The organism is Actinokineospora inagensis DSM 44258 (genome assembly GCF_000482865.1).
Classification (GTDB): domain Bacteria; phylum Actinomycetota; class Actinomycetes; order Mycobacteriales; family Pseudonocardiaceae; genus Actinokineospora; species Actinokineospora inagensis.
In genome coordinates, this window is record NZ_AXWW01000082.1 from 1 (window position 1) to 22,337 (window position 22,337).

Here is a 22,337-nt window from a genome sequence, read left to right on the forward strand (position 1 = left end):
GTCCGGGTTGATCATGGTGTGAGCCGTCACTGGGCCTCGCTGCGCTCGGGTTTCGGCCTTGTCGCCTTCGGCGACGCCGGCCCCGGGCGCCAGATTAAAGCTGAAGTGCCCGTTGTGGTGAAGTTGTTTTGTTTGGGGCCCCTAGCGGCAGCCTGGGTAAGGCAAAAAGGCGGGGCCACTGGAAAGACGGGGCCTTACCCGCCAGCCGGCTTAGGCCACCGCTCCCCCCAAACAAAACAACTCCACCACAACGGGCGGTTGGTGTCGGCGGGTCCCGAGGCGCGCGGCGCAGGTTCGTGGGCTTCGTCGATGCGGGGTGGAGTTCTATTTTTTTTGGGGGGGCGGTGCGGGTGTGGGGCTTCGTCGATATGGGCGTTGGTTGTTGGGTGTGCGGTGCGAGAGTGGCGCTTCGTCGATGGGGGATTTCGAAGGGCGCGGCGTGGGGTGGCGCTTCGTCGGTGAGGCGTTGGCTTTTGGGTGCGCGGTGCGAGTTGTAAAGGGGGAGTGAGTGGGTGGGTGCGGCTCGCATGGGAGAGGCGTGAGTAGGTGGTGGTGGGGTTGTTGCGGGTGCGGCATTTGGGCTAGTCGTCCGGCGGGGGTGGGTGGGGAGGGTTACTCTCGCGTGACTGGTTCGGCGGTTGGGAGGGGATGTTGGGTGGGTGGTCGCGGGTTGTGGCGGACCAAGTCGGTTGAGCAGTCTATTGCGGATACGGATGAGCCGGATACGAAGCTTCGGCGGGATCTGTCTACCTGGGATTTGATTGTTTTTGGGGTCGCCGTTGTCATCGGGGCCGGGATTTTCACGTTGACGGCGCGGACGGCTGGGGATATGGCGGGGCCGTCGGTTTCCGTTGCTTTCGTATTTGCGGCGGTGGCGTGTGCGTTGGCGGCGTTGTGTTATGCGGAGTTTGCGTCGACCGTGCCCGTTGCCGGGAGTGCGTATACGTTTTCCTATGCGACGTTCGGGGAGTTCGTCGCTTGGATCATCGGGTGGGATCTGATCCTGGAGTTGGCCGTGGGGGCGGCGGCGGTGGCGAAGGGGTGGTCGGTTTACCTCAACACCGTGTTGGGCTATGTGTTCGGGTTCAATCCGTCGCGGAGTACGGCGACCGTGGTCAAGCTCGGTGGGCTCAGCATGGACTGGGGGGCCTTGCTGCTGGTCGTGGTGTTGGCGACGTTGTTGGCCATTGGCACGAAACTGTCGTCGAGGGTCAGTGCGGTGATCACCGGGGTCAAGGTGGCGATCGTGTTGTTCGTCATCGTTCTCGGGTTGTTCTACATCAAGGCGTCGAACTACACGCCGTTCGTGCCTGCTTCGCAGCCCGCGGCGGCGGGGAAAAGCGGGGTCGACGCCACGTTGTTCTCGGTGATCGCGGGTGGGTCGGGGACGAGTTTCGGAGCGTTCGGGTTGTTGGCGGGGGCGTCGCTGGTGTTCTTCGCGTTCATCGGGTTCGACATCGTGGCGACCACGGCCGAGGAGACCAAGAACCCGCAGAAGTCGGTGCCGCGCGGGATCTTCGGGTCGTTGTCGATCGTGACCGTGCTGTACGTGGCGGTGTCCCTCGTCCTGGTGGGAATGGTGTCGTACCACCAGCTCGCGACGACCATCAAGCCGGATGGCAGTGAGGACAAGAAGACGCTGGCGACGGCGTTCGCGGTGAACGGGGTCGACTGGGCGGCGCAGATCATCTCGGTGGGCGCGCTGGCGGGTCTCACCACGGTCGTCATGGTGTTGATGCTGGGGCAGATCCGCATCATCTACGCGATGTCGCGGGACAACCTGCTGCCCAAGCAGCTCGCGCACACCGGCCAGAAGCAGACGCCGGTGCGGGCGACCGTCACCGTGGCGGTGCTGGTGGCGATCGTGGCGACGTTCTTCGAGGCGGACAAGCTGGAGGAGATGGTGAACGTGGGCACCCTGTTCGCGTTCATCCTGGTCTCCGCCGGGGTCATGGTGCTGCGCAAGACCCGGCCGGACCTGAAACGCGCCTTCCGGGTGCCCGCCGTGCCGCTGGTGCCGATCCTGGCGATCATCGCCTGCGTGTGGCTGATGCTGAACCTGGCCGTGCTGACCTGGCTGCGGTTCATCGCCTGGATGGTCATCGGCATCATCGTGTACTTCGCCTACAGCCGGGGGCACTCCCTGGTCGGCAAGCGCCAGAAAGCGGACGCCGAGTCCTAAGATGACCGGCTGTGCCCTCTGTGCCCTCTGTGCCCGTCCTCTGCCTTGACATCGGCTCGACGTGGACGAAAGGTGCCCTGGTCAGCCCGGACGGCGACCTGCTTGGCACCGCCCAGCACGCGACGACGACGCCGGAGGTCCTGGACGGGATAGCCGGGGTGACCTCGGCGCTGGCCGCGACCGGTGCCGAGGTCCTCGCCTGCTCGTCGGCGGGCGGGGGGCTGCGGCTCGCCGTCGTCGGCCAGGAACGCCTGGTCAGCGCCGAGGCGGGCTACCGGGTGGCGCTGTCGGCGGGCGCGAAGGTCGTGCACGTGTCCGCCGGGCCGCTGGGCAGCCTCACGCCGCTGCGCGCGGACCGGCCGGACGTGGTCCTGCTGGTCGGCGGCACCGACGGCGGCGACGACAGCGTCCTGCTGCACAACGCCCGCAGGCTCGCCGAGAACCGGATCACCGTGCCGATCGTGCTCGCGGGCAACGCCGACGCCCGCGACCGGGCGATGGCCCTGCTGGACGGCCGCACCGTCGTGGCCACCGACAACGTGCTGCCCGATGTCGGCGAGCTCAGCCCCGGACCGGCCAGGGCGGCCATCCGCGACGTCTTCCTCCGCCACGTCATCGGCGGCAAGGGCCTCTCCCGGGGCACCAGGTTCCGCTCGATGGTCCGCACCGTCACCCCGGACGCCGTCCTCGCCGGGGTCTCCCGGCTGGCGCACCTGCTGGCCGCCGACGACGACCCGGGCGCCGTGCTGGTCGTCGACGTCGGCGGCGCCACAACGGACGTCTACTCCGCAGTGTCCACAGTAGACGATCAGACCAGCACCGTCGCCCTCCCGGCGGACCGCAGGACGGTGGAGGGTGACATCGGGATGCGTTGGTCCGCACCGGGAATCGTGGCCGAGGCCAAGGCGGAACAGCTCCCGCACGACAACCTCGCCGCCGGGGCCGACCGCCGCGCCCGCGATGTCGACTTCATCCCCAGCACCCCAGAAGAGTCCGAAGTAGACACCAGACTGGCCGCCATCGCCGCGATCCTGGCCGTGCGACGGCACCTCAGGCTGGTCGACAACCGCCTCGGTCCCCGGGGCGCCGGTCTGCTCGTGCTCTCCGGCGGCGTCTTCCGCCACGCCACCGGGCAGGCCCTGCACACGATCGAACAGACCCTGCGCGACGACCCCGTCCTACGCCCCGTGCTGCGCGCCGCCCGGATCACCGTCGACCGCGACTACGTCCTCGCCCCGGCGGGCCTGCTCACCGGGGCGGGCCACGACGCCACCCGCCTGCTGCGCCGCCTCAGCCCGCGTTGACCGAGTGCCGGTAGAGGTCGGGCTCCAGGTAGATCAACCGGGCCTTCGGGACCGCGGCGCGGACCCGGGCCTCGGCGTCGTCGATGGCCTGCGCGACGTCCTCCATCGGCAGCCCCGGCCGCAGCGCGATCTTCGCGGCGACCAGCAGCTCGTCCGGCCCGAGGTACTGGGTGCGCAGGTGGATGACCCGCTCGACCTTGCCGGTGGCCAGCTCGTCGACGATCTTGGTCAGCTCGTCCGGGGTGGCGCCCTCACCGATGAGCAGCGACTTCATCTCCACGATCAGGATGACCGCGATGACGCCGAGCAGCACGCCGATGCACAGGGTGCCGACGCCGTCCCACACCGGGTTGCCGGTGACCAGCGTCAGCCCGACACCGAGCAGGGCGAGCACCAGACCGAGCAGGGCACCGGTGTCCTCCAGCAGCACGACCGGCAGCTCCGGCGAGCGGGACTGGCGGATGAACTCCCACCAGCTCACCTCACCCTTGATCTTGCGGGACTCGGCGATCGCGGTGAAGAACGAGTACCCCTCCAGGGCGACCGCCACCACCAGGATCACGATCGCCACCCACGGCGCGGACAGCGGCTCCGGGTGGCCGACCTTGTGGATGCCCTCGTAGATCGCGAACACCGAGCCGAGGGTGAACAGCAGCAGCGCCACCACGAACGAGTAGAAGTAGCGGTCGCGGCCGTAGCCGAACGGGTGCTCGGGGGTGGCCCGCCGCTGCGAGGTCTTCTGGCCGAGCAGCAACAGGCCCTGGTTGGACGTGTCGGCGAGCGAGTGCACCGACTCGGCCAGCATCGACGACGACCCGGTGACCAGGAAGCCGACGAACTTGGCCACCGCGATCCCCGCGTTCGCGGACAAGGCGGCGAGGATGGCCTTGGTGCTGCCTCCTGCGGACACGGGTCGCTCCCCTGCTGCTAGCCGGACATATCGGGTGGGAGCCTAGAGCGTGTCATGCTCCGGCGCCTCGGCGCCCACGGTAGCCACGAACACCCGGGTGTGACCTTCGCCGGTCGGGGTGACGGCGAGGTCGCGGTCGCGGGCGGGCACCCACACCGACCCGCCCCGGCCGACCGCGCGGCCGCCGACCTCGACGCTCCCGTCCGTGCACACCAGGATCAGCGGCCGACTCCCCGGCAGCGGCACCCGGTCGCGCTCGTCCGGCGCCCACTCCACCCTGGACAGTTCGAACTCCGGCGCGTCGGTGCGGTACGTGCGCAGCCGCCCGACCCGCTCCCCGGTCGACACCGGCATGTCGCCGCAGCCGAAGTCCAGCACCCGCAGCAGCTCCGGCACGTCGACGTGCTTGGGGGTGAACCCGCCGCGCAGGATGTTGTCGGAGTTGGCCAGGATCTCCACGCCGGTGCCGCGCAGGTACGCGTGCAGGTTGCCCGCGGGCAGGTAGATCGCCTCGCCGGGGGCAAGGACCAGCCGGTTGAGCAGCAGCGCGGCCAGCACGCCTGCGTCACCCGGGTAGCTCTCGCCCAGCTCAAGCACGGTGCGGCACTCCAGGGCGAACTCGCCGTGCGCCTTGACGTGCGCGACGCAGGCGTCGATCAGGTCCGGCATGAGCCGTTCCAGCGCGGTCTGCGGCAGCGTGATCCAGGTGGTGAACAACGCGCGCAAGCCATCCGAGCTCGGTTGCCCGACCAGCAGGTCGATGTGCGCGGACAAGCCGGGGGTGCGCAGCTCCTCCAACAACGCGATGGTGCGCACCGGGTCGCGGAACCCGGCGAGCGCGTGGAACTCGGTGAGCGCGCAAAGCAGCTCGGGTTTCGCGGTGGGGTCCGGGTAGTTGCGGTTGGCGGCGTCCCGCGGGATGCCCGCGGCCTCCTCGGCGGCATACCCGTCGGCGGCCTGCGCGGCGGACGGGTGGGCCTGCATGCTCAGCGGCTCCTCCGCCGCCAGGATCTTCAGCAGGAACGGCAGCCGGTTGCCCCAGCGGGACGCGATCGCGTCGCCGAGCTGACCGACCGGGTCGGCGCTGATCCGGTCCAGCAGCGAGTGCTCGGTCCCGTCGCCGTCGACGAACCGGGACGGGTCCCCGGGGTGCGCGCCCATCCACAGCTCCGCCTCCGGGTGCGGCGCGGGGACCGGTCGCCCGAGCATCTCCGCAATGGTCGTGCGCGACCCCCACGCATAGGGGCGCACCGCATTGCGCAACAGCTCCACGCTCACTCCTTCATACGGCCCGCCGGCGATCCCTCGCGCCGTCGGGTTCGTCGCACCGGCCGACTGGCCCGCATCGGTCGTCGGGCCAGTGTCCATCCAGGTGCCGCTGACTGGTGCCATCGTTCGAGTGCTCGCTGCCGTTTGGTCTACGCGGTCGCGGGAGCGTAGCGGCCGGAGCCGCCGGTGGTGCCCGCGGCGAGGCCGAGGTAGAGGGCCGCCAGCTCGAACCGCAGCGCCAGCACGGCGGCGCGGGTCGGCTCGTCCGCGGTGATCTCCTCGGCGGGGGCTATCAGGTCGGCGTTGGGCAGCGTCTCGTACGCCTGCCTGCGCACCGGGTCGTGCGGCTGGGCGCGCACGGCCAGCAGCACCACCCGCGGCGGGGCGGCGGTCGGCCCGGCGAAGTCGTCCGGGTCGGCGAAGATGTCCCGCTCGGACGAGGCGCGGACCGCGGCCCGGTGCAGCGCGGTGCGGCTGCTGGCCTGCGGGTAGCCGACCACGTCGCAGACCAGGTCGGTGTGCGTGCCGAGCACCTGGACGGCGTGCCTGCCGACGGCGGTGGCGACGTGGTCGAGGCCCCACAGCAGCGGGGCGTGCTCGGCCAGCCGCAGCGCCAACGTCTTGGCCGGGTTGACGAACGACTCGTGCACCGGGTGGCAGCGCTCGGCCTCCCGGTCCAGCTCGTCGGCGAGCAGGTCCGAGTCGAACCGGAGCAGGTCAAGGGCGCTCAACGCGAGCAGGCCGGACGTGTACGCCTTGGGGAAGCCGAACCCGGGGCGCACCCCGAGCCGGGGGGTGATCAACACGGCGTGCCGGGCGGCGGCCGCGGCCACCGGGCCCTCCGGGGGCGCGGTCAGCACGACCCCCGCACCACGGCGGCCCGCCCGGTCGACGTCCTCGGCGAGCAGCACGTCACCCGGGTCGTCGGTGTGCGCGATGACCACGTCCAGCGCGCCCACCCACGGCGGCACCTGGTCGGTGATCACCAGCGGCACCGGGCACGCGGGCAGCAGCAGCTCGGCCAGCAGCCGGGACACCGCAGGACCCAGCCCCGGCCGGGTCATCAGCACGATCGCCCGCGGGCGGACCCCGCGCAGCCGGTCCAGACCCGAGTCCGCCGCGGCCTCGGTGGTGGCCCGGACCTGGGCCCCGGCCATCGCGGCGGCGCGAAGCAACCCGTCCGTGTCGGCCTCGCCCAGCCGCGCCTGGTCGTCGAGGAGGCTGTCGTCCGGCAGCGAGGTCACTTCGGGTCCGGTTCCGGGCGGACGGCCTCTTCCAGCAGCAGCACCGGGATCCCGTCGGTCACCGGGTACTGGCGGCCGCACTCGGTGCAGGTCAGCACGTCGGCATCGGGGTCGGCCGGGGTGCCGACGCGCAGCGCGGCGTGGTCGTCGGACGGGCAGGCGAGGATGTCCAACAGCTCCTGGTCCAGTGTCACTGCCATCGTGTCCTCCTCGTTGTCCAGTCTCGCAGGCGGTGGCGGGTCGGGCAGCTCAAGCGCGCACGATCGCCAAGACCTCGTCGCGGATCGCGGCGACCCGCGGCTGGTCGGCCGCCTCCACGTTCAACCGCAGCAGCGGCTCGGTGTTGGAGGCGCGCAGGTTGAACCAGCCGCCCTCGGGCAGCCGCACGGTCAACCCGTCCAGCTCGTCGAGCTCCACCCCGGCGCGGGAGCCGAACTCGGCGCGGATCGCGGCCAGCCGACCGGCCTGGTCGGTGACCGTGGAGTTGATCTCACCGGAGGCGGCGTAGCGGTTGTAGTCGCGGGTCAGGTCGGACAGCGGGCCGCCCTGGCCGCCCAGCGCCGCCAGCACGTGCAGCGCGGCCAGCATGCCGGTGTCCGCGCGCCAGAAGTCGCGGAAGTAGTAGTGCGCCGAGTGCTCGCCGCCGAAGATCGCGCCGGTGCGGGCCATTTCCTGCTTGATGAACGAGTGCCCGACCCTGGTGCGCACCGGGGTGCCGCCGTGCTCGGCGACGATCTCCGGCACCGCGTCCGAGGTGATCAGGTTGTGGATGACCACGCCGCCCGGGTTCTTCGCCAGCTCGCGCACCGCGACCAGGGCGGTGATGGCGCTGGGCGACACCGGGTCGCCGTGCTCGTCGACCACGAAGCAGCGGTCGGCGTCGCCGTCGAAGGCCAGCCCGGCGTCCGCGCCCACCTCGCGCACCTTCGCCTGCAGGTCCACGATGTTCTTCGGGTCCAGCGGGTTCGCCTCGTGGTTGGGGAAGCTGCCGTCGAGCTCGAAGTACATCGGCACGACCTCGACCGGCAGGCCCGCGAACACGCTCGGCACGGTGTGCCCGCCCATGCCGTTGCCCGCGTCCACCACGACCTTCAGCGGCCGGATCGACGACAGGTCGACCAGCTTGCGCAGGTGCTCGGCGTAGTCGGCCAGCAGGTTCTTGCGCTCGACGGTGCCCGGCTCGGCGGCGGCGTCGTGCGCGGCCCCCGCCTCGACGTCGGCCTGGATCTCGGTGAGCCCGGAGTCCTGTCCGACCGGGGCGGCGCCCGCGCGGCAGAGCTTGATCCCGTTGTACTTGGCCGGGTTGTGGCTCGCGGTGAACATCGCGCCGGGCAGGTCCAGCGCGCCGGAGGCGTAGTAGAGCATGTCGGTGCTGGCCAGGCCGATGTTGACCACGTTCACCCCGGTCGAGGTGACGCCCTCGCCGAACGCGTCGGCCAGGCCGGGCGAGGAGTCCCGCATGTCGTGCCCGATCACCACGGCCGAGCCGCCGACCAGCCGGGCGAACGCCGCGCCGACGGCGCGCACCAGGTCCGCATCGATCTGCTCGCCCACCACGCCACGGATGTCGTAGGCCTTGAAGACACCGGACAGGTCGCGCACGGGGTTCTCCCAGGGGGTCGGGCAGGCGGGCTCTCGGCCGCCCACGAGTGCTGGCCAGGAGCCTACCGGCGTCGACCCACCGGGCACCGGCCAGCGTCGATCCACCCGGCGGGCGCCGAACGGACCAGCGCTGGGCTCACTCGCCGACCGGGTCCGGCAGGACCCGCAGGTGGCCGCGCCTGCCCGCGCCGGGGCCCGGGTCCGACGGCTCGACCGGGCGGTCCACCCGACCGGCCTCGCGGACCGCCTCGGCCAGCGCGGTGAGGTCGTCGACGGAGGGCTCGGGCAGCGCGAACGCGCCGTCGTGCCGGACGACCTCCCACCCGCGCGGCACGGTCAGCCGCAGCGCGTGCTCCTCGCACAGGTCGTAGCTGTGCGGCTCGGAGTAGGTGGCCAGCGGGCCGACGACGGCGGTGGACTCGGCGTAGGCGTAGGTCAGCGTGGCTACGGCCGGGTCGAGACACCCGGTCCGCGAACACCGCCGCACGCTCCGCACGATCGGTGACCATAGCGCCTTTGCGAGCCCACGCGCCCCAAGTGCCGCACGACACGCCCCCGACACGCCCATCCGGCCCAGCCGGGGACCCGCGTACCCTGCTCAGGGTGGTGACGGCTCGCAGTTCCAGGCGGCGCGGACGGCGCAACCGAGATCGACACGGCCGCGGTTTGCGCGGCCCGCTCTACCCGTCCACCCTGCCGGTGGCCAGCACCCGCGCGGAGAAGTTCGACGCGCTGGTGCTCGACGCCCTCGAGCCCATCGAGGCCCGTTGGCGCACCGAGCTCACGAAGCTCGACGTGGCCGTGGACGACGTGCCCGAGGTGGCCAAGGACACCGCCGACGCCGCTGCTGACGCCGAAGACGGTGTCCTCGCCGACAGCGGCGTCCCGTTGGCCCGTCTGGTCCGCGCTGGTGTCGACCGCCGCGGCCAGCCGACCCGCGCCCGCATCGTCCTGTACCGCAGGCCGCTCGAAGCCCGCGCCAAGGACAGCGCCGACCTGGCCGACCTGGTGCACGACGTGCTGGTCGAACAGGTCGCCAGCTACCTCGGCCTCGACCCGGGGGTCATCGACGGCGAGTCCTGACCCCGGCCGGGGATGGCGGTGAGCAGGGCGAACAGGGCGGCGGCCGCCTGGACGAGCAGGAGCAGGCCGCGCAGCCCGGTCGGCTGGTCGACGCGGACCTCGGCGGAGCGGGTCGGCACCGAGACGGCGACCGAGGAACCCCAGGCGCGGACGACCGCGACCGGTTTGCCGTCGACGGTGGCCTGCCAGCCGGGTTCCTCCTCGGCGGTGACCACCAGGAGCCTGCCGTCGGCGCCGTCGGAGACCTTGACGGCGACCCGGGGTGGGGCGGCGTCGACCGGGACGGCCTTGTCCAGGACCGGGGTACCACCGGTGAGGGCCTGGTGGGCGGCGTCGGGGGACAGCAGGTAGGCGGAGCCGGAGGTCGGCAGCAGCCGGAAGACGGCGGCGCCGGTCGAGGTCGCCGGGCCGGGGGTGACGAGGGCGCCCGCGTGGTCGGCGAAGCGGCGGGCGTCGGCGGCGGGCACCTCGACGAACAGGACGCCGCCTGCGGCGGCGCGCAGGACGGCGGCGCGGACCCGGTCGCGGTCGTCGGAGCGGAGGTCGCGGTCGATGGCGGCCAGCCGGGGACCGGCGGACGGGGTGGGGGCGAGGTCGTCGTCGCCGAAGTTGGCCGGGCGGGTGGCGATCTGCCGCGGTGGGTGGTCGGACAGGACGAGCAGGGATCGGTTGGTGGCGGCCAGATCCGCGATCAGGGTGGTGGCGAGGTGTTCGCCGCCGTCCGCGGTCAACGGGCCGGTGCGACCGGGTAAGACCGTGCCGACAACCAGCACACCGAGCGCCGCCACGCCCGCGAGGACGGCGGGCAGCCGGACCGGGCGGGCGCCGGTGCGGACCGCCCCGAGCAGTGCCCACACCAGGCCCCACCCGACGACCAGCAGCGGCACCCCGGTCCACGCGGGGACCGCCGGACCACCGGTCAACGGGGTCGCCGGGAAGATCCGGACCAGCACGACGGCGACAACACCCAGCGACGCGAAAGCCAAGCCGGGCAACACTTTCCGGCCTGCCCGCAACACCAGCGCGACCACGACGGCCAGCACGACGACAAGACCGGCGAACGGCAACGACCCGGGTCCGCCCGCGTTGAGGCTGATCAGGTCCAGCAGCGACGTCTTCGGCGAGTCGACCACCGTGCCGACGCCGTGCAGGACCACGCCGGGATGTTGGATCACCACGGCGGGCCACGGCAGCAGCAACGCCAACGGCATGAGCACAAGCAGGAACAGCGCCGCCCCGCGCCGGGTCCCGCCGCCGGGCACGAGCACGAACCCGCCGAGCGCCATGACCACCAACGTCAAGTGCGCCAACGGGGAGAACGCGCCCATGACCGCCAGGCCGAGCGCCGTGCTCGCCACCGTCGAGAGCCACCTGCCCTCGCGGACCCGGCCGCGTGCGAGCAGCGTGGTGATCCCCGAGGCGACCAGCGGCAGCAGCACGTGCACGACGACCGCGTCGAGCCTGCCCTGCGCGACGGCGGCGGCCGCGGGCGGCAGCAGCGCGTAGCCCAGCGCGAGCAGTGCCCGCACCCACCGCCGGACCGGGGTGCGCCCGGTCGCCAGGTACGCGCTCAGGCCCGCCAGCGGCAGGTCGCCGAGCAGCAGCACCGCGACGACGGTCTGCGGGCCGCCCACGGGTGCGAACACCGCTCCGGTCAGGCCGAGCACCGCCAGCGCGGTCGGCGCGGGCGCGGCGGTCCCGCCCGCGACGCCGTGCCAGGTGGCGAGGTACTCCGACCAGACCTGACCGAGCGACCCGACCGGCAGCAACCGCCCACCGGCGAGGTCAACCCCGAACCGGCCTGCGTTCACGAGGAAAGCGAGCACCAGCAATCCGACGAACAGCAGCAGCGGCGGCGCGAGAGCGATCTGCCGGAGCACCCGGCCGCGGTCGACCCGCACCAGCAGCGTGTCCGGTTCCGGGGTCGAACCGTCCCGCCGGACCGGCGACGGCCTGGGCCCTGGGCTCGGCCGCAGCCCGGTCTGCCGGTCCGCGACCACCAGCGGGACCGCGATCGCCGTCTCCGGTCGGCGCAGACCGGCGTGGCGCGGTCGACCGGTCGCGCCCGCGGGCAGGGCGTCCGGGCTCACCGGCGGTTTCGTGGCCGCCTCCGGTGGGAGCCACACGGCTGCCGGGTCGTAGTCGCCGGGCAGGCGGCCCAACGCCGCGTCGGCCGCCACCCGGCGGCGGACCATCGTCGACACGGCGCCGCGGACCGCGTTGCGCAGCCGGGTGAATCGGCTGGTGAACAGGCCGCGGACGCTGCCTGGCTGGGTGCGATGCGGCGCCCGTGCCGACCGCGCGGCCCGCAACCCCGCGCCGCCGCCGAGCAGGTAGCCGAGTGCGCGCAGTTCCGCGCGCGCGGCGGACAGCCTGCGTTGCACAGTGAAACCCAACGCGCGGGCGAGGCACAGCAGCGTGAGCCTGGGCACACCGACCAGGAACGACAGCGTCGAGCAGTTCACCAGGAACGTGCGCAGCCCGTGGCCACGGGCGATCGCGCGCGGCGCCTGCCCGAGCCGGGGCACCAGGGTGTCCACCCGGCGCTGCCGCGTGCTGACCGCACGGGCGTGCCGAATCCGCGCCGACGGGACACAGAGGACCACCCGCCCGGCCTGGTTGACCCGCCAGCCGAAGTCGATGTCCTCGCCGAGCAGCCCGACCCGCCGGTCGAACCCGCCGAGCTCGTCCCACAGCGACCGGCGCACCAGCAGCCCGGCCGACGACACGGCCAACACCTCGGTGCTCTGCTCGAAGGCGCTGTGGTCAAAGGCGCTGTGTTCCAAGGCACGCTGCTCAAGGCCGCTCTGCGCGGAGCCACGGCCTGCCCCGGCCGGGGCGAACCGCGCCCAGTCCAGTTCGGACGGACCGACCCCGGTCTGCCGGTGCCCGGAGGCGTCGGTGGACAGTCCGGCCTCGACCACCAGCCTCGGGTCGGCCCAGTCGACCGCCAACGGCCCCAGCACCCCGGCCGACGGCGAGACCTCGGCCGCCAGGAGCAGGGTCGCCAGGCAGTCCGGCTCGGGCGCGGAATCGTCGTGCAGCAGCCAGATCCAGCCGCCCGGGTCGCCCCACCGGTGCTCGGCGTGCTCGACGGCGGCGTGCACGGCGTCGGTGAAGCCCGCGGCGCGGTCGAGGGTGATGACCCCGTCCACCACGTGGTCGGGCCCCTGCGCGGCGGCGGCCAGCAGCGCGGCCGTGTCGTCGGTGGAACCGGTGTCCACCGCGAGCACGTGCCGCGGTCGCGGACTGGAGTGCCGCAGCGCGGACAGCGCCGGGCGCAACCACTCCGCGCCGTCGTGGCAGACCAGCACGGCGAGCACCGGTGCGGTGCGCAGCACGGGAACACCCCGCGCGGGTGCCGAACGGAACCGGGGCGGCACGGGTCCGGCACACCTCCCCTCGATCGGCGGGCCACTTGGCCGCCCACCGTACGACGGGAATCCGCAGGACCGTGTGAAGACCCGGTCAACCCAACCCGGTCAGCTCAGCCTGGTCGGCTCACGAATCCGCACCCGGCCCGGCTGACACGGCGTCCGGGCAGCGCGAAACCAGTCATCGCACTGTCCGCACGGTCGGTCGCCGGAACCCGGACTCCCCAGTCGGGTCCCGGCCGCGTCACACGACGCGCTTCTTCAGCTTGCGGCGTTCGCGTTCGGACAGACCACCCCAGATGCCGAAGCGCTCGTCGTGCGCCAAGGCGTACTCCAAGCACTCCGCGCGGACCTCACAACCGAGGCAGATCCGCTTGGCCTCCCTGGTGGAACCGCCCTTCTCCGGGAAGAACGCCTCCGGGTCGGTCTGCGCGCACAACGCGCGCTCCTGCCACTCCTGCTCCTCGGTCTCGTCGAAGATCCCCGCGAACACCCCGAGGTCCTCTGTCGACCGCTCGCCCCACTCCACGACGCGGCCCCCGTCACCCAATCCCTGCATGCCTCGCCCGCCTCCTCGCCTTCCGCACTCCTCGGCTGGCGGATGCCATAGGCCGTCCCCGTGGCGAATGACATCGATGTGATTACACCCGTGTCGCCGCGGCGGGTCAAGCGCGGCCCCCGAGCGGGTGATGGGATATGTGCGCCCTGTACCCGATCGTGTACCTGCCGAAACGGCGGAGTTTTCCCGGACCGGTCGGCACCCGACCCGCGGGCATTGCCACACTGGGGGGGTGCAGCGATCAATGGTCCGCCCGTCGCCGGTGTTCATCGGGCTACTCGTGCTCACCGTCGGTGGCGCCCTGCTGACCTACGTGAAGAACCAGACAGCCCTGCAGGCTGGGATTTTCATCCTCGTCATGGGTGGCTGGGCGGTGTCGCTGTGCCTGCACGAGTTCGGGCACGCGATCTTCGCCTACCGCGGTGGCGACCGGGAGGTCTACTTCAAGGGCTACCTGACGCTGGACCCGCGCCGCTACACCGACCCGGTGCTCAGCCTGCTGCTGCCGCTGCTGTTCCTGGCCATCGGCGGCCTGCCGCTGCCCGGCGGGGCGGTGTGGATCAACCACCGGGCACTGCGTTCCCGAGCGGTGGAATCAAGCGTCTCGCTGGCCGGACCGCTGGCCAACCTGCTCGTCGCGATCGTGCTCGCGGTGTGGGTCGGCGTGTTCGACCCGTACCCGCCGATCGCCGCGGGCCTGTCCTTCCTGGCGCTGCTGGAACTGGCCGCGTTCGTGCTCAACATCCTGCCGGTGCCCGGCCTGGACGGCTGGGGCGCCATCGAGCCGTACCTGTCGTACGAGGCACGGGTCTTCGGCGCCAAGGCGCGGCAGTGGGCGCCGCTGATCCTGTTCGCGCTGCTGATCGCGGTGCCGGGGGTCAGCAGGGCGTTCTGGGACGTCGTCCAGGCGCTCTACGGGGCCGTCGGCGGGGACGAGTTCTACGCCGCCGTCGGGCAGTCGCTGTTCTTCTTCTGGCGCTGAACGTCCCCCGACAACGAACCAAACTGTCGAATCCACCTCGGTGAGCGGCTGTCCGGTCACCGAACGACGTGCGAGGATCGCCGACCGTGAAGGTAGTGGTTGTCGTCGGCGGGGTCGGGGGAGCCCGGTTCCTGCTCGGCGTGAAGAGGTTCCTGGGGTTGCCGCCGGTCGGCGAACCCGAGTCGGCGAGCGAGCACTCGGTCACCGCGGTGGTGAACACCGGTGACGACATCTGGATGCACGGCCTGCGGATCTGCCCGGACCTGGACACCTGCATGTACACCCTGGGCGGCGGCATCGACACCGAGCGCGGTTGGGGCCACGCGGGCGAGTCGTGGGCGGTGAAGGCGGAACTGGCCGCGTACGGGGCGGAACCGGACTGGTTCGGCCTCGGCGACAAGGACATCGCCACCCACCTGGTGCGGACCAGGATGATGCGCGCGGGCTACGAGCTCTCCGACATCACCGCGGCGCTGTGCGACCGGTGGCGGCCGGGGGTCCGGTTGCTGCCGATGACCGACGACCGGGTCGAGACGCACGTGGTGATCGACGAACCCGGCACGGGTGAGCGCAAGGCCGTGCACTTCCAGGAGTGGTGGGTCCGCTACCGGGCGGAGCCGCGGGCCCGTTCGATCGTGCCGGTCGGCGCGGACGAGGCCGCCCCGGCGCCCGGTGTGGCCGAGGCCATCGCGGAGGCGGACGTGGTGCTGCTCGCCCCGTCGAACCCGGTGGTGAGCGTCGGCACGGTGCTGGCGGTACCCGGGGTGCGCACCGCGTTGCGCAAGACCGAGGCGCCGGTGGTCGGTGTGTCGCCGATCATCGGTGGGAAACCGGTGCGCGGCATGGCCGACGCCTGCCTGGAGGCGATCGGGCTGGCGACCTCGGCCGAGGCGGTCGGGCGGCACTACGGCTCGCGGGCCTGCTCGGAGAGCGGTGTGCTGGACGGGTGGCTGGTCAGCACCGGCGACTCGGCGGACGTGCCGGGGGTGGCGGTTCGCGCGGTGCCGCTGTTGATGTCCGATGTGGACGCCACGGCGACCATGGTGCTGGCGGCGCTCGAGCTGGGCGGGGTCGACCTTGGCTGAGCACGCGGCGGCCGGGTCGGTCGAGGTCCTGCCGGTCCGCGGGTTGCCGGAGTTCCGGCCGGGCGACGACCTGACCGGCGCGATCGCGGCGGCGACACCGTGGCTGCGCTCGGGCGACGTCGTGGTGGTGACCAGCAAGATCGTGTCCAAAGTGGAGGGACGGCTGTACAAGGTGCCGTCCGACCCGGAGGCGCGCGCGGCGGCGCGGCGGGCGGCGGTGCTGGGGGAAGCGGACCGGGTGATCGCCGCCCGGGGGCAGACGCTGATCACGGTGAACAAGCGGATCGGCGTCGTGCAGGCGGCGTCCGGGGTCGACTCGTCGAACGTCGCGCTGGACGAGATCGCCCTGCTGCCCGCGGATCCGGACGCCTCCGCCTTGGCCCTGCGCAACGGCTTGCGCGAGCGGCTGGGTGTCGAGGTGGCGGTCGTCGTCACCGACACCATGGGACGGGCGTGGCGGGTCGGCCAGACCGACGCGGCGATCGGGGTTTCCGGGCTGCGCGCGCTGCACCCGTACGCCGGTTCGGTCGACTCGCAGGGCAACGAGCTCGCGGTGACGACGGTCGCGGTGGCCGACGAGGTCGCCGCGGCGGCGGACCTGGTCAAGGGCAAGCTCGGCGGGGTGCCCGTCGCGGTGGTGCGTGGATTGACCATCGGGGACAACGAGTCGACGGCGCGAGACCTCGTCCGGGCACCGGAGGACGACCTGTTCGGATTGGGCACGGCCGAGGCGATCACCCGCGGGCGCCGGGAAGCCGTGCTGTTGCGGCGGTCGCTGCGGGAGTTCACGGACGAACCCGTTGACGTGGGCGCGTTGCGGCGGGCGGTGGCGGCGGCGTTGACAGCGCCAGCGCCGCACCACACCCGTCCGATTCGTTTCGCGCACGTGGTTTCCCGCCGCGAAGCGTTGCTGTCGGCGATGCGGTCTGCGTGGGAAGCGGACTTGCGCGCGGACGGGATGAGTCAGGAACAGATCGCCCGGCGGGTCGCGCGCGGTGATTTCCTCGTTAAGGCACCGGAAATCGTGCTGCCTTTCCTGGTGCGCGAAGGGTCGCACACCTATCCGGACACGCGGCGGTCGGAAGCGGAACGGACGATGTTCACCGTCGCCGGTGGCGCGGCCGTGCAGGGGCTGTTGGTCGCCCTCGCCGCGGAGGGCCTCGGGTCGTGCTGGGTATCCTCGACGATCTTCTGCCCGGACGCGGTGCGCGCCGCCCTGGACCTCCCGGACACCTGGGAACCCCTCGGCGCCGTCGCGGTCGGGCGTCCGGTGCGGGAGCTGACACCGCGCGAGCCGCGGGACGAGGAGATGCTGCAACTGTGAGCCCGCACGCCGACGCGGTCGCCACCATGACCGCGTGGCGCCCCAACGACCCCGCCCAGGAGTCGCTGCGCCAGGCCTACATCGGATTCCTGCTGGCCCGCCCCGACTCGTGCCTGCGGTCCTGCGAGGCCGGGCACATCACCGCGTCCGCGCTGGTTTTCGACAGCTACGGCGAACGAGTCCTGCTCACCTTGCACCCCCGGGTCGGCAGGTGGCTGCAACTCGGCGGCCACTGCGAACCGTCCGACCGGACCCTCGCGGGCGCCGCGCTGCGCGAGGCCACAGAGGAATCCGGCATCCCCGGCCTGCGCATCGACCCGGTTCCGCTGCACGTCGACGTTCACCCGATCACGTGCTCTTTGGGTTTGCCCACCCGGCATTTCGACGTGCGGTTCGCGGTGCGCGCACCCGAGGGCGCCCAACCCGTCCGAAGTGCGGAATCCCTCGACCTGCGCTGGTGGCCAGTGGATTCCTTACCGGACGGCGGGGTGGAGATCGACCCGATCCTGGCGGTACTGCGCTAAAAGCCGACCACCGGGGAAAGTTGCTAGCTTGCAGGACATGACCCCAGAACTCGCCTGGCCGATCCCGCACACCGACCCCGGCGACATTCTCCTGGAGGCCGCCCACCGGCACCGCCGCGCGGGCGACCTCACCGAGGCCCTCGACTGCCTCACCGAAGCCCTCCGGCTCGGCGGCGAGGACCGCGCCTTCGCCCGCGTCGCCATCGCCGACATCCTCACCGAACTCGCCCGCCCCGCCGATGCCGCCCACCACCTCGCCCAACTCCGCGCCGACCCCTGGTCCGCCCCCTGCGAACTGGTCGCCGAGACCTGCACCGCCCAAGCCGACCACGCGGGCGCCCTCTCCTGGTACTCCCTCGCCATCGCCAACCTCCCCACCTGGGACCTCGCCGAACTCGCCACCGCCGACGCCCCCCTCAGCTACGCCAACAGCCTCCTCACCGCCCGCCACCGCACCCGCCGCCACCTCGCCCTCCCCCACGACGACTGGGACAACTGCGCCATCTTCGACTGACCGGTCGGTCCGCCCAGCGTCCTGGCCGGACCGAACCCGGTCCAGGTCAGACGGTGGCGGACAACTCCTCGAGAGCGGCCGACGCCAACTCGACCAACCTGCGCAGGCTGGCCTCGGCGAACACGCACTCGATGCCGTCGAGGTGATCACCGAACTGGAAAGCCACGTCGTCGTGGCCGTGCACCGTGTTGGCGATGTCGCAGTCCGAAGCGACCTTGGCCCAGGTGTTCACGTTCAAGGCGGTTCGCATTGAGTTCCTCTCCTTGGTTTCTCGACCCGACTCAGGTTGTCGCCGCGCGACGCCGGGCGACAGCGCAAGAACCGAGCAAGTTCCGAACAACCCCGCGAATGGCCCTGACTAGCGCAAACACCGCGCGCTAGCGTGGGCTGACGGAGGTAGCACCGCGTGGCGACCAAGCGAATCGGCCTGGCGAGGGCGCGACGCGGGGCCGGGCACACCCAGGAGTCCTTGGCCGCCGCGCTCGGGTCGATCCGGTCACCGTGCGCCGGTGGGAGAGCGGGGCGAGCACCCCGATGCCGGGGTTCGTCCCCGCGCCGGCCTCGGCGATCGGCGTCGACCGGTACGCGCTCGACTTGCTTCTCCACACCGAGCAGCCGATGTCCGCGCACCCGTGGGAGAAAAGCGAACTGATGCGACGACTGCACCACTCCGCGCTCGGCCCGGAGACCATCGAGCAGGTGAGCCTTGCCGTGGAAGGACTGTGTTGTGACTATGCCTGGCGGTCGCCGCACGACTTACTCGCCGAGGCCCGTGCTCAACTCGACTACCTGTCGACCCACCTCAACGGTCCCTGCACGCTCACCCAGCACCGGGACCTGCTCATTCAGGCAGGCTGGCTACTGCTGCTCAGCGGCTGTGTCGAATACGACATCGGCCAACGCGGGCAGGCGGACCGCAGTCGCCAGGCGGCGTTGCGGATCGGGCAGGAGACCGGGGTTGGCGAGATCATCGGCTGGTCGTTCGAGATGCTGGCCTGGTTCGCGCTGACCCGGGGCGACCTCACCGAGGTCGGGCGGTTCGCCCAGGCCGGGGTCGAGGCGGCGGGCAGTTCGTCGGTCGCGGTCCAACTCAAGGCCCAGGCCGCCAAGGCGGCGGCGCGGCTGGGCGACACCGTGGCGGTCGACCGTGTGCTCGACGACGGCTACACCATCCTCGCCCGCCACGACCGTCCGGCCCGCCCGGACAACCACTTCGTCGTCGATCCGGCCAAATGGGACTTCTACGCGATGGACTGCTACCGCGTGGTCGGCCAGAACCACAAGGCACACGCCCACGCGCGAGAGGTGTTGAAACTGGGCAAAGCGCCGATGCGGGTGACCGAGGCCCAGCTCACCCTGGCCGTCCTCGACATCCGCGCGCACGACTTGGACGGCGCGGCTCACTGGGTCGACCAGGCACTTGCCGCCGAGCGGAAGTCCATTGATTCGCTGCTCATGGTCGCCACCGAGGTCGAGCGCGGGCTCGCCGGGGACAAGGCGGGCGAGCGGGTGCTTGGGCCGATCCGGCAGGCGCGGGAGAGCTACATCCCCCGGTAGTCCTTCACCGACAGTCGTGGGCCGAAGCGGGGTTTGGTGAAGCCGCTGACCTCGATGTAGCGGATCACCCGTTGTCGGTGGGGTGCGTAGGGCGCGAGCAGTTCCAGCATTCCCCGGTCGTCCACCTTCCGGCCCGCCAAGGCGTAACCGACCAACGCCGGGATGTGGTAGTCACCCACGCTTACCGCGTCCGGGTCGCCCCAGGCGCGTTGGGCGACTTCGGCGGCTGTCCACACGCCGACCCCGGGGACCTTCCGCAGCAGCAACCGGCCCTCCACTCCCCGTAGGACCGCCGCCTGTTCGAGGCGGGGGGCGACTTGGGCGGCGGCGATGATGGCGCGGCGGCGGGCCGAGTCGACGCCTGCGGCGTGCCACTCCCAGTCCTGGATGCCGAGCACGGCGGTCGGCGTCGGCGGTACGTGCAACCGGACCGGGCCGGGGGCGGGCAGTCCGAACCGGCGGCAGAGCTCACGCCAGGATCGGCGGGCTTCGGCGCCGGTGACCTTTTGTTCCAGGATGGCGGCCAGCAGCACGTCCCACACGCGGCCGGTGGCGCCGAGGCGGATCGGGTGGGTGCGGCGGGCGGCGGCGATCAGGGGGTGGTGCGGGACGAAGCCGGTGTCGTCGTCGGCGGCGCCCAGCAGGGCCGGGAGGCGGTCGAGGAGCCAGGTGGCGCCGGGGCCCCAGGACTGGGCGTCGTGACCGGCCAGGTGCAGGGTGCCGGGGCCGTCCGGGGTGTTGCCCGCGAGCCAGACGCCCCGGTCGTCGGCCTGGAAGGCGGGGTCGCCGGTGCCGCGGCGCAGCGGCCGGAGGGTGCGGGCGACGTCGAGGGGGTAATCGGGTCGCCAGGTGCGGGTGGACGTCATCACGGCGACCGTACCGCCCGGTTGGTTACAGTTGACGCCTCCGCACCCCGGCCCTCAGCACCAAGGACACCCGCCAGTGACGCTGTCAGAACTCTTCGTAGTCGTACCCGCGGGTGGCAGCGGGACGCGCCTGTGGCCGCTGTCCCGCGCGGGTAACCCCAAGTTCCTGCACCCGCTGACCGGCACCGACCGGTCGCTGCTGCAGGCCACGTTCGACCGGTTGACGCCGTTGGCGCCGCCGGAGCGGCTGCTGGTGGTGACCGGGACGGCGCACGCGGCCGGGGTGGCGCGGCAACTGCCGGACCTGCCGGACCGCAACATCCTGGTCGAGCCGTTCGCGCGGGACTCGTGCGCGGCGATCGCGTTGGCGGCCGCGGTGATCGAATGGCGGTCGCCGGGCGCGGTGATGGCGTCGTTCGCGGCGGACCACCTGATCACCGACCCCGAGGAGTTCGCGCGGACGGTAGAGCGGGCGGTCGCCGGTGCCCGTGAGGGCTACCTGATGACGATCGGCATCACCCCGACCCGCCCGGAGACCGGTTACGGCTACCTGCGGCTCAGCTCCCCCGCCGAGCGCGGCGTGATCCAGCCGGTGCTCGAGTTCAAGGAGAAGCCGTCGCTGGAGGTGGCGGCCCGCTACGTCGAGTCCGGCGCCTACCTGTGGAACGCCAGCATGTTCCTCTGGCGCACCGACCTGTTCCTCGCGGAGTTGGCCGCGCGCAGGCCGGACGTCGCCGGGCCGATCGCCCAGATCGCGGCGGCATGGGACACCGACGACCAGGAGGACGTGCTCGCCGAGCTGTGGCCGACGGTCCCGAAGGTCGCCGTCGAGTACGCCGTGATGGAACCCGCCGCCGAGGAGGGCAAGGTCGCGACCGTGCCCGGCGACTTCGGCTGGAGCGACATCGGCGACTTCGAGACCGTGGTCCGGTTGTTGGGCACCGACGTCGGCGGCGGCGGCCGCTCGTTCTCGTCGAGCTACCCGGGCAGCCGCGCGGTCGTCGTCGACGGCGAGGACGTCATCGTGGTCCCCAACGGCGGCCGCCTGGTGGCCACCCTCGGCGTCCGCGACCTCATCGTCGTCGACACCACCGACGCCGTCCTCGTCTGCGACCGCGACCGCGCCCAGGACATCAAACGCCTCACCGAGATCCTCCGCGACCACGGCGAAGCCGACTACCTGTGAATCCGCCTCGGATTCCGCGCCGCCCCGCCCCAGTCCGATGACGGCACGCACCCGGCGGGATAGTCTGACGATCAACACGCAGCGACGCAGGAGAGGCCGCCCCATGGATCCTCGTGACCGGGCCGACGCCATCCTGGCCCGCGCCCGCGCGCGCGGCGCCTACGTCGTCACCCCGGAGAGCGCCATCTCCCCCATGGACGCCGCCGCCACCCTCCAAATCCCCCGCGCCGTGGTAGCCGCCATCGACGAGACCGACCCGGAAATCACCCTCGTCTTCCCCCCCGGCGCCTTCCAAGACCCAGCACCACCCCAACACCACCCCACCTACCCCACCCCAGAACCCCCCGCGATCGCCCAGGAAGCCGCCACCCAGTCCGTCGCCGCCCCCGGTCGCCCCCCCAGAAGACCCCACCCCCCCGACCGCGACCGCATCGAGGGCTCAATCCCCCCCCCCCCCCCCCCACAGCAACACCAGAACCACCACCAACCCCCCCGCCCCTCCCTCTCCCAACGCCTCGACGGAGACCACTAGCAGGCGGTAGTACCAAAAGAGGAAAAGACGAGAAGAAAAGACGAAGGCGCCACACCGATAAAGCACCGCACCCAACTCGCACCACACGCCTTGAAACCCGCCTAAGAGCGTGTCTCATGTGGGGAGTTTCTTGAAACACGTGAGAGCAGCGGCGAGGGTGGTGAAGGCGAGGTAGTTGCGGACGTGGCGTTCCCAGCGGATGGCGAGTCGGCGGTAGCCGTTGGTCAGCCAGGCCAGGGT

General features: G+C 71.9%; 21 protein-coding genes and 1 pseudogene. 11 read left to right on the forward strand and 11 right to left on the reverse strand.

Features of this window, described 5'->3' with window-relative positions; all coding sequences use genetic code 11:
• The first annotated feature begins 655 nt into the window (after positions 1-655).
• Positions 656-2,182, forward strand: a complete 1,527-nt coding sequence (locus H504_RS0124595; RefSeq protein WP_026424952.1) for an APC family permease — start codon at positions 656-658, stop codon at positions 2,180-2,182.
• A gap of 11 nt (positions 2,183-2,193) precedes the next feature.
• Entirely contained in the window at positions 2,194-3,486 is a 1,293-nt protein-coding gene (locus H504_RS36795; protein ID WP_245614446.1) for a glutamate mutase L, read from the forward strand.
• Here H504_RS36795 and H504_RS0124605 read toward each other — a convergent pair.
• The 6 genes from H504_RS0124605 to H504_RS0124630 form a co-directional block, all read right to left on the reverse strand.
• Positions 3,473-4,396, reverse strand: coding sequence for a cation diffusion facilitator family transporter (locus tag H504_RS0124605; protein ID WP_026424953.1), 924 nt, complete (start codon positions 4,394-4,396; stop codon positions 3,473-3,475). The genes H504_RS36795 and H504_RS0124605 overlap by 14 nt on opposite strands.
• A gap of 42 nt (positions 4,397-4,438) precedes the next feature.
• Positions 4,439-5,668 carry a mannose-6-phosphate isomerase, class I gene (gene manA / locus H504_RS0124610; protein ID WP_026424954.1) on the reverse strand — a complete coding sequence of 410 codons (1,230 nt, stop codon included), beginning with the start codon at positions 5,666-5,668 and terminating at the stop codon, positions 4,439-4,441.
• Between the two features lie 146 nt (positions 5,669-5,814).
• Positions 5,815-6,900: an SIS domain-containing protein gene (locus tag H504_RS0124615; RefSeq protein ID WP_026424955.1), complete on the reverse strand. Its 1,086-nt coding sequence runs from the start codon at positions 6,898-6,900 to the stop codon at positions 5,815-5,817.
• A 5-nt stretch (positions 6,901-6,905) separates the two neighbouring features.
• On the reverse strand, positions 6,906-7,109 hold the full coding sequence (locus H504_RS0124620) for a Trm112 family protein (RefSeq protein ID WP_026424956.1): 204 nt from the start codon (positions 7,107-7,109) through the stop codon (positions 6,906-6,908).
• Positions 7,110-7,158: 49 nt separating this feature from the next.
• Positions 7,159-8,511: a phosphomannomutase/phosphoglucomutase gene (locus tag H504_RS0124625; RefSeq protein WP_026424957.1), complete on the reverse strand. Its 1,353-nt coding sequence runs from the start codon at positions 8,509-8,511 to the stop codon at positions 7,159-7,161.
• Positions 8,512-8,647: 136 nt separating this feature from the next.
• On the reverse strand, positions 8,648-9,007 hold the full coding sequence (locus H504_RS0124630; RefSeq protein WP_211239398.1) for a DUF3499 domain-containing protein: 360 nt from the start codon (positions 9,005-9,007) through the stop codon (positions 8,648-8,650).
• 107 nt (positions 9,008-9,114) lie between these two features.
• On the opposite strand from H504_RS0124630, the gene H504_RS0124635 reads away from it, so the two are divergent.
• Entirely contained in the window at positions 9,115-9,594 is a 480-nt protein-coding gene (locus tag H504_RS0124635; RefSeq protein ID WP_026424959.1) for a metallopeptidase family protein, read from the forward strand.
• Here the strand turns inward: H504_RS0124635 and H504_RS0124640 are convergent.
• Together H504_RS0124640 and H504_RS0124645 are read right to left on the reverse strand one after the other, a co-directional pair.
• The gene (locus H504_RS0124640) at positions 9,552-12,935 is read right to left on the reverse strand and encodes a glycosyltransferase family 2 protein (protein WP_026424960.1); all 3,384 of its coding nucleotides are present in this window, start codon (positions 12,933-12,935) and stop codon (positions 9,552-9,554) included. The genes H504_RS0124635 and H504_RS0124640 overlap by 43 nt on opposite strands.
• A 277-nt stretch (positions 12,936-13,212) precedes the next feature.
• Positions 13,213-13,527: a WhiB family transcriptional regulator gene (locus H504_RS0124645; protein WP_026424961.1), complete on the reverse strand. Its 315-nt coding sequence runs from the start codon at positions 13,525-13,527 to the stop codon at positions 13,213-13,215.
• Between the two features lie 232 nt (positions 13,528-13,759).
• Between H504_RS0124645 and H504_RS0124650 the strand changes: the two genes are divergently transcribed.
• The 5 genes from H504_RS0124650 to H504_RS0124670 all read left to right on the forward strand — a co-directional run bounded on the left by H504_RS0124650 (position 13,760) and on the right by H504_RS0124670 (position 17,956).
• Positions 13,760-14,509 carry a site-2 protease family protein gene (locus H504_RS0124650; RefSeq protein WP_026424962.1) on the forward strand — a complete coding sequence of 250 codons (750 nt, stop codon included), beginning with the start codon at positions 13,760-13,762 and terminating at the stop codon, positions 14,507-14,509.
• Between the two features lie 86 nt (positions 14,510-14,595).
• Positions 14,596-15,594, forward strand: a complete 999-nt coding sequence (cofD, locus tag H504_RS0124655) for a 2-phospho-L-lactate transferase (protein ID WP_026424963.1) — start codon at positions 14,596-14,598, stop codon at positions 15,592-15,594.
• Positions 15,587-16,918, forward strand: a complete 1,332-nt coding sequence (locus H504_RS0124660) for a coenzyme F420-0:L-glutamate ligase (protein WP_026424964.1) — start codon at positions 15,587-15,589, stop codon at positions 16,916-16,918. Before cofD ends, H504_RS0124660 begins: the two co-directional genes overlap by 8 nt.
• The gene (locus H504_RS0124665) at positions 16,915-17,442 is read left to right on the forward strand and encodes an NUDIX hydrolase (protein WP_026424965.1); all 528 of its coding nucleotides are present in this window, start codon (positions 16,915-16,917) and stop codon (positions 17,440-17,442) included. Before H504_RS0124660 ends, H504_RS0124665 begins: the two co-directional genes overlap by 4 nt.
• A gap of 37 nt (positions 17,443-17,479) precedes the next feature.
• A complete protein-coding gene (locus H504_RS0124670; protein WP_026424966.1) occupies positions 17,480-17,956 on the forward strand; it encodes a hypothetical protein in 477 nt (158 codons plus the stop codon).
• A 46-nt stretch (positions 17,957-18,002) separates the two neighbouring features.
• Here H504_RS0124670 and H504_RS0124675 read toward each other — a convergent pair whose 3' ends face one another.
• Entirely contained in the window at positions 18,003-18,206 is a 204-nt protein-coding gene (locus tag H504_RS0124675; protein WP_026424967.1) for a hypothetical protein, read from the reverse strand.
• A 284-nt stretch (positions 18,207-18,490) separates the two neighbouring features.
• Between H504_RS0124675 and H504_RS36800 the strand changes: the two genes are divergently transcribed.
• Positions 18,491-19,513: an NsdA family TPR-like regulatory protein gene (locus H504_RS36800; protein ID WP_051386227.1), complete on the forward strand. Its 1,023-nt coding sequence runs from the start codon at positions 18,491-18,493 to the stop codon at positions 19,511-19,513.
• On the opposite strand, the gene H504_RS0124685 is transcribed toward H504_RS36800, so the two are convergent.
• Entirely contained in the window at positions 19,498-20,379 is an 882-nt protein-coding gene (locus tag H504_RS0124685) for a DNA-3-methyladenine glycosylase family protein (protein WP_035305919.1), read from the reverse strand. The genes H504_RS36800 and H504_RS0124685 overlap by 16 nt on opposite strands.
• 76 nt (positions 20,380-20,455) lie before the next feature.
• Here H504_RS0124685 and H504_RS0124690 point away from each other — a divergent pair, with 76 nt between their 5' ends.
• Both H504_RS0124690 and H504_RS40480 read left to right on the forward strand, forming a co-directional pair.
• Entirely contained in the window at positions 20,456-21,565 is a 1,110-nt protein-coding gene (locus H504_RS0124690) for a mannose-1-phosphate guanylyltransferase (RefSeq protein WP_026424969.1), read from the forward strand.
• 103 nt (positions 21,566-21,668) lie between these two features.
• Entirely contained in the window at positions 21,669-22,097 is a 429-nt protein-coding gene (locus tag H504_RS40480) for a hypothetical protein (RefSeq protein ID WP_084468153.1), read from the forward strand.
• Between the two features lie 114 nt (positions 22,098-22,211).
• Here the strand turns inward: H504_RS40480 and H504_RS43315 are convergent.
• Positions 22,212-22,337: pseudogene (locus H504_RS43315) on the reverse strand (IS5/IS1182 family transposase); the annotation flags it as partial.

Bases quoted from the DNA above. Each gene is read 5' to 3' on its own strand.
- H504_RS0124670 (WP_026424966.1), top strand. From the start codon at position 17,480: ATGACCCCAGAACTCGCCTGGCCGATCCCGCACACCGACCCCGGCGAC.
- H504_RS0124685 (WP_035305919.1), bottom strand. From the start codon at position 20,379: ATGACGTCCACCCGCACCTGGCGACCCGATTACCCCCTCGACGTCGCC.
- H504_RS36800 (WP_051386227.1), top strand. From the start codon at position 18,491: ATGCCGGGGTTCGTCCCCGCGCCGGCCTCGGCGATCGGCGTCGACCGG.
- H504_RS0124675 (WP_026424967.1), bottom strand. From the start codon at position 18,206: ATGCGAACCGCCTTGAACGTGAACACCTGGGCCAAGGTCGCTTCGGAC.
- H504_RS0124645 (WP_026424961.1), bottom strand. From the start codon at position 13,527: ATGCAGGGATTGGGTGACGGGGGCCGCGTCGTGGAGTGGGGCGAGCGG.
- H504_RS40480 (WP_084468153.1), top strand. From the start codon at position 21,669: ATGGATCCTCGTGACCGGGCCGACGCCATCCTGGCCCGCGCCCGCGCG.
- H504_RS0124620 (WP_026424956.1), bottom strand. From the start codon at position 7,109: ATGGCAGTGACACTGGACCAGGAGCTGTTGGACATCCTCGCCTGCCCG.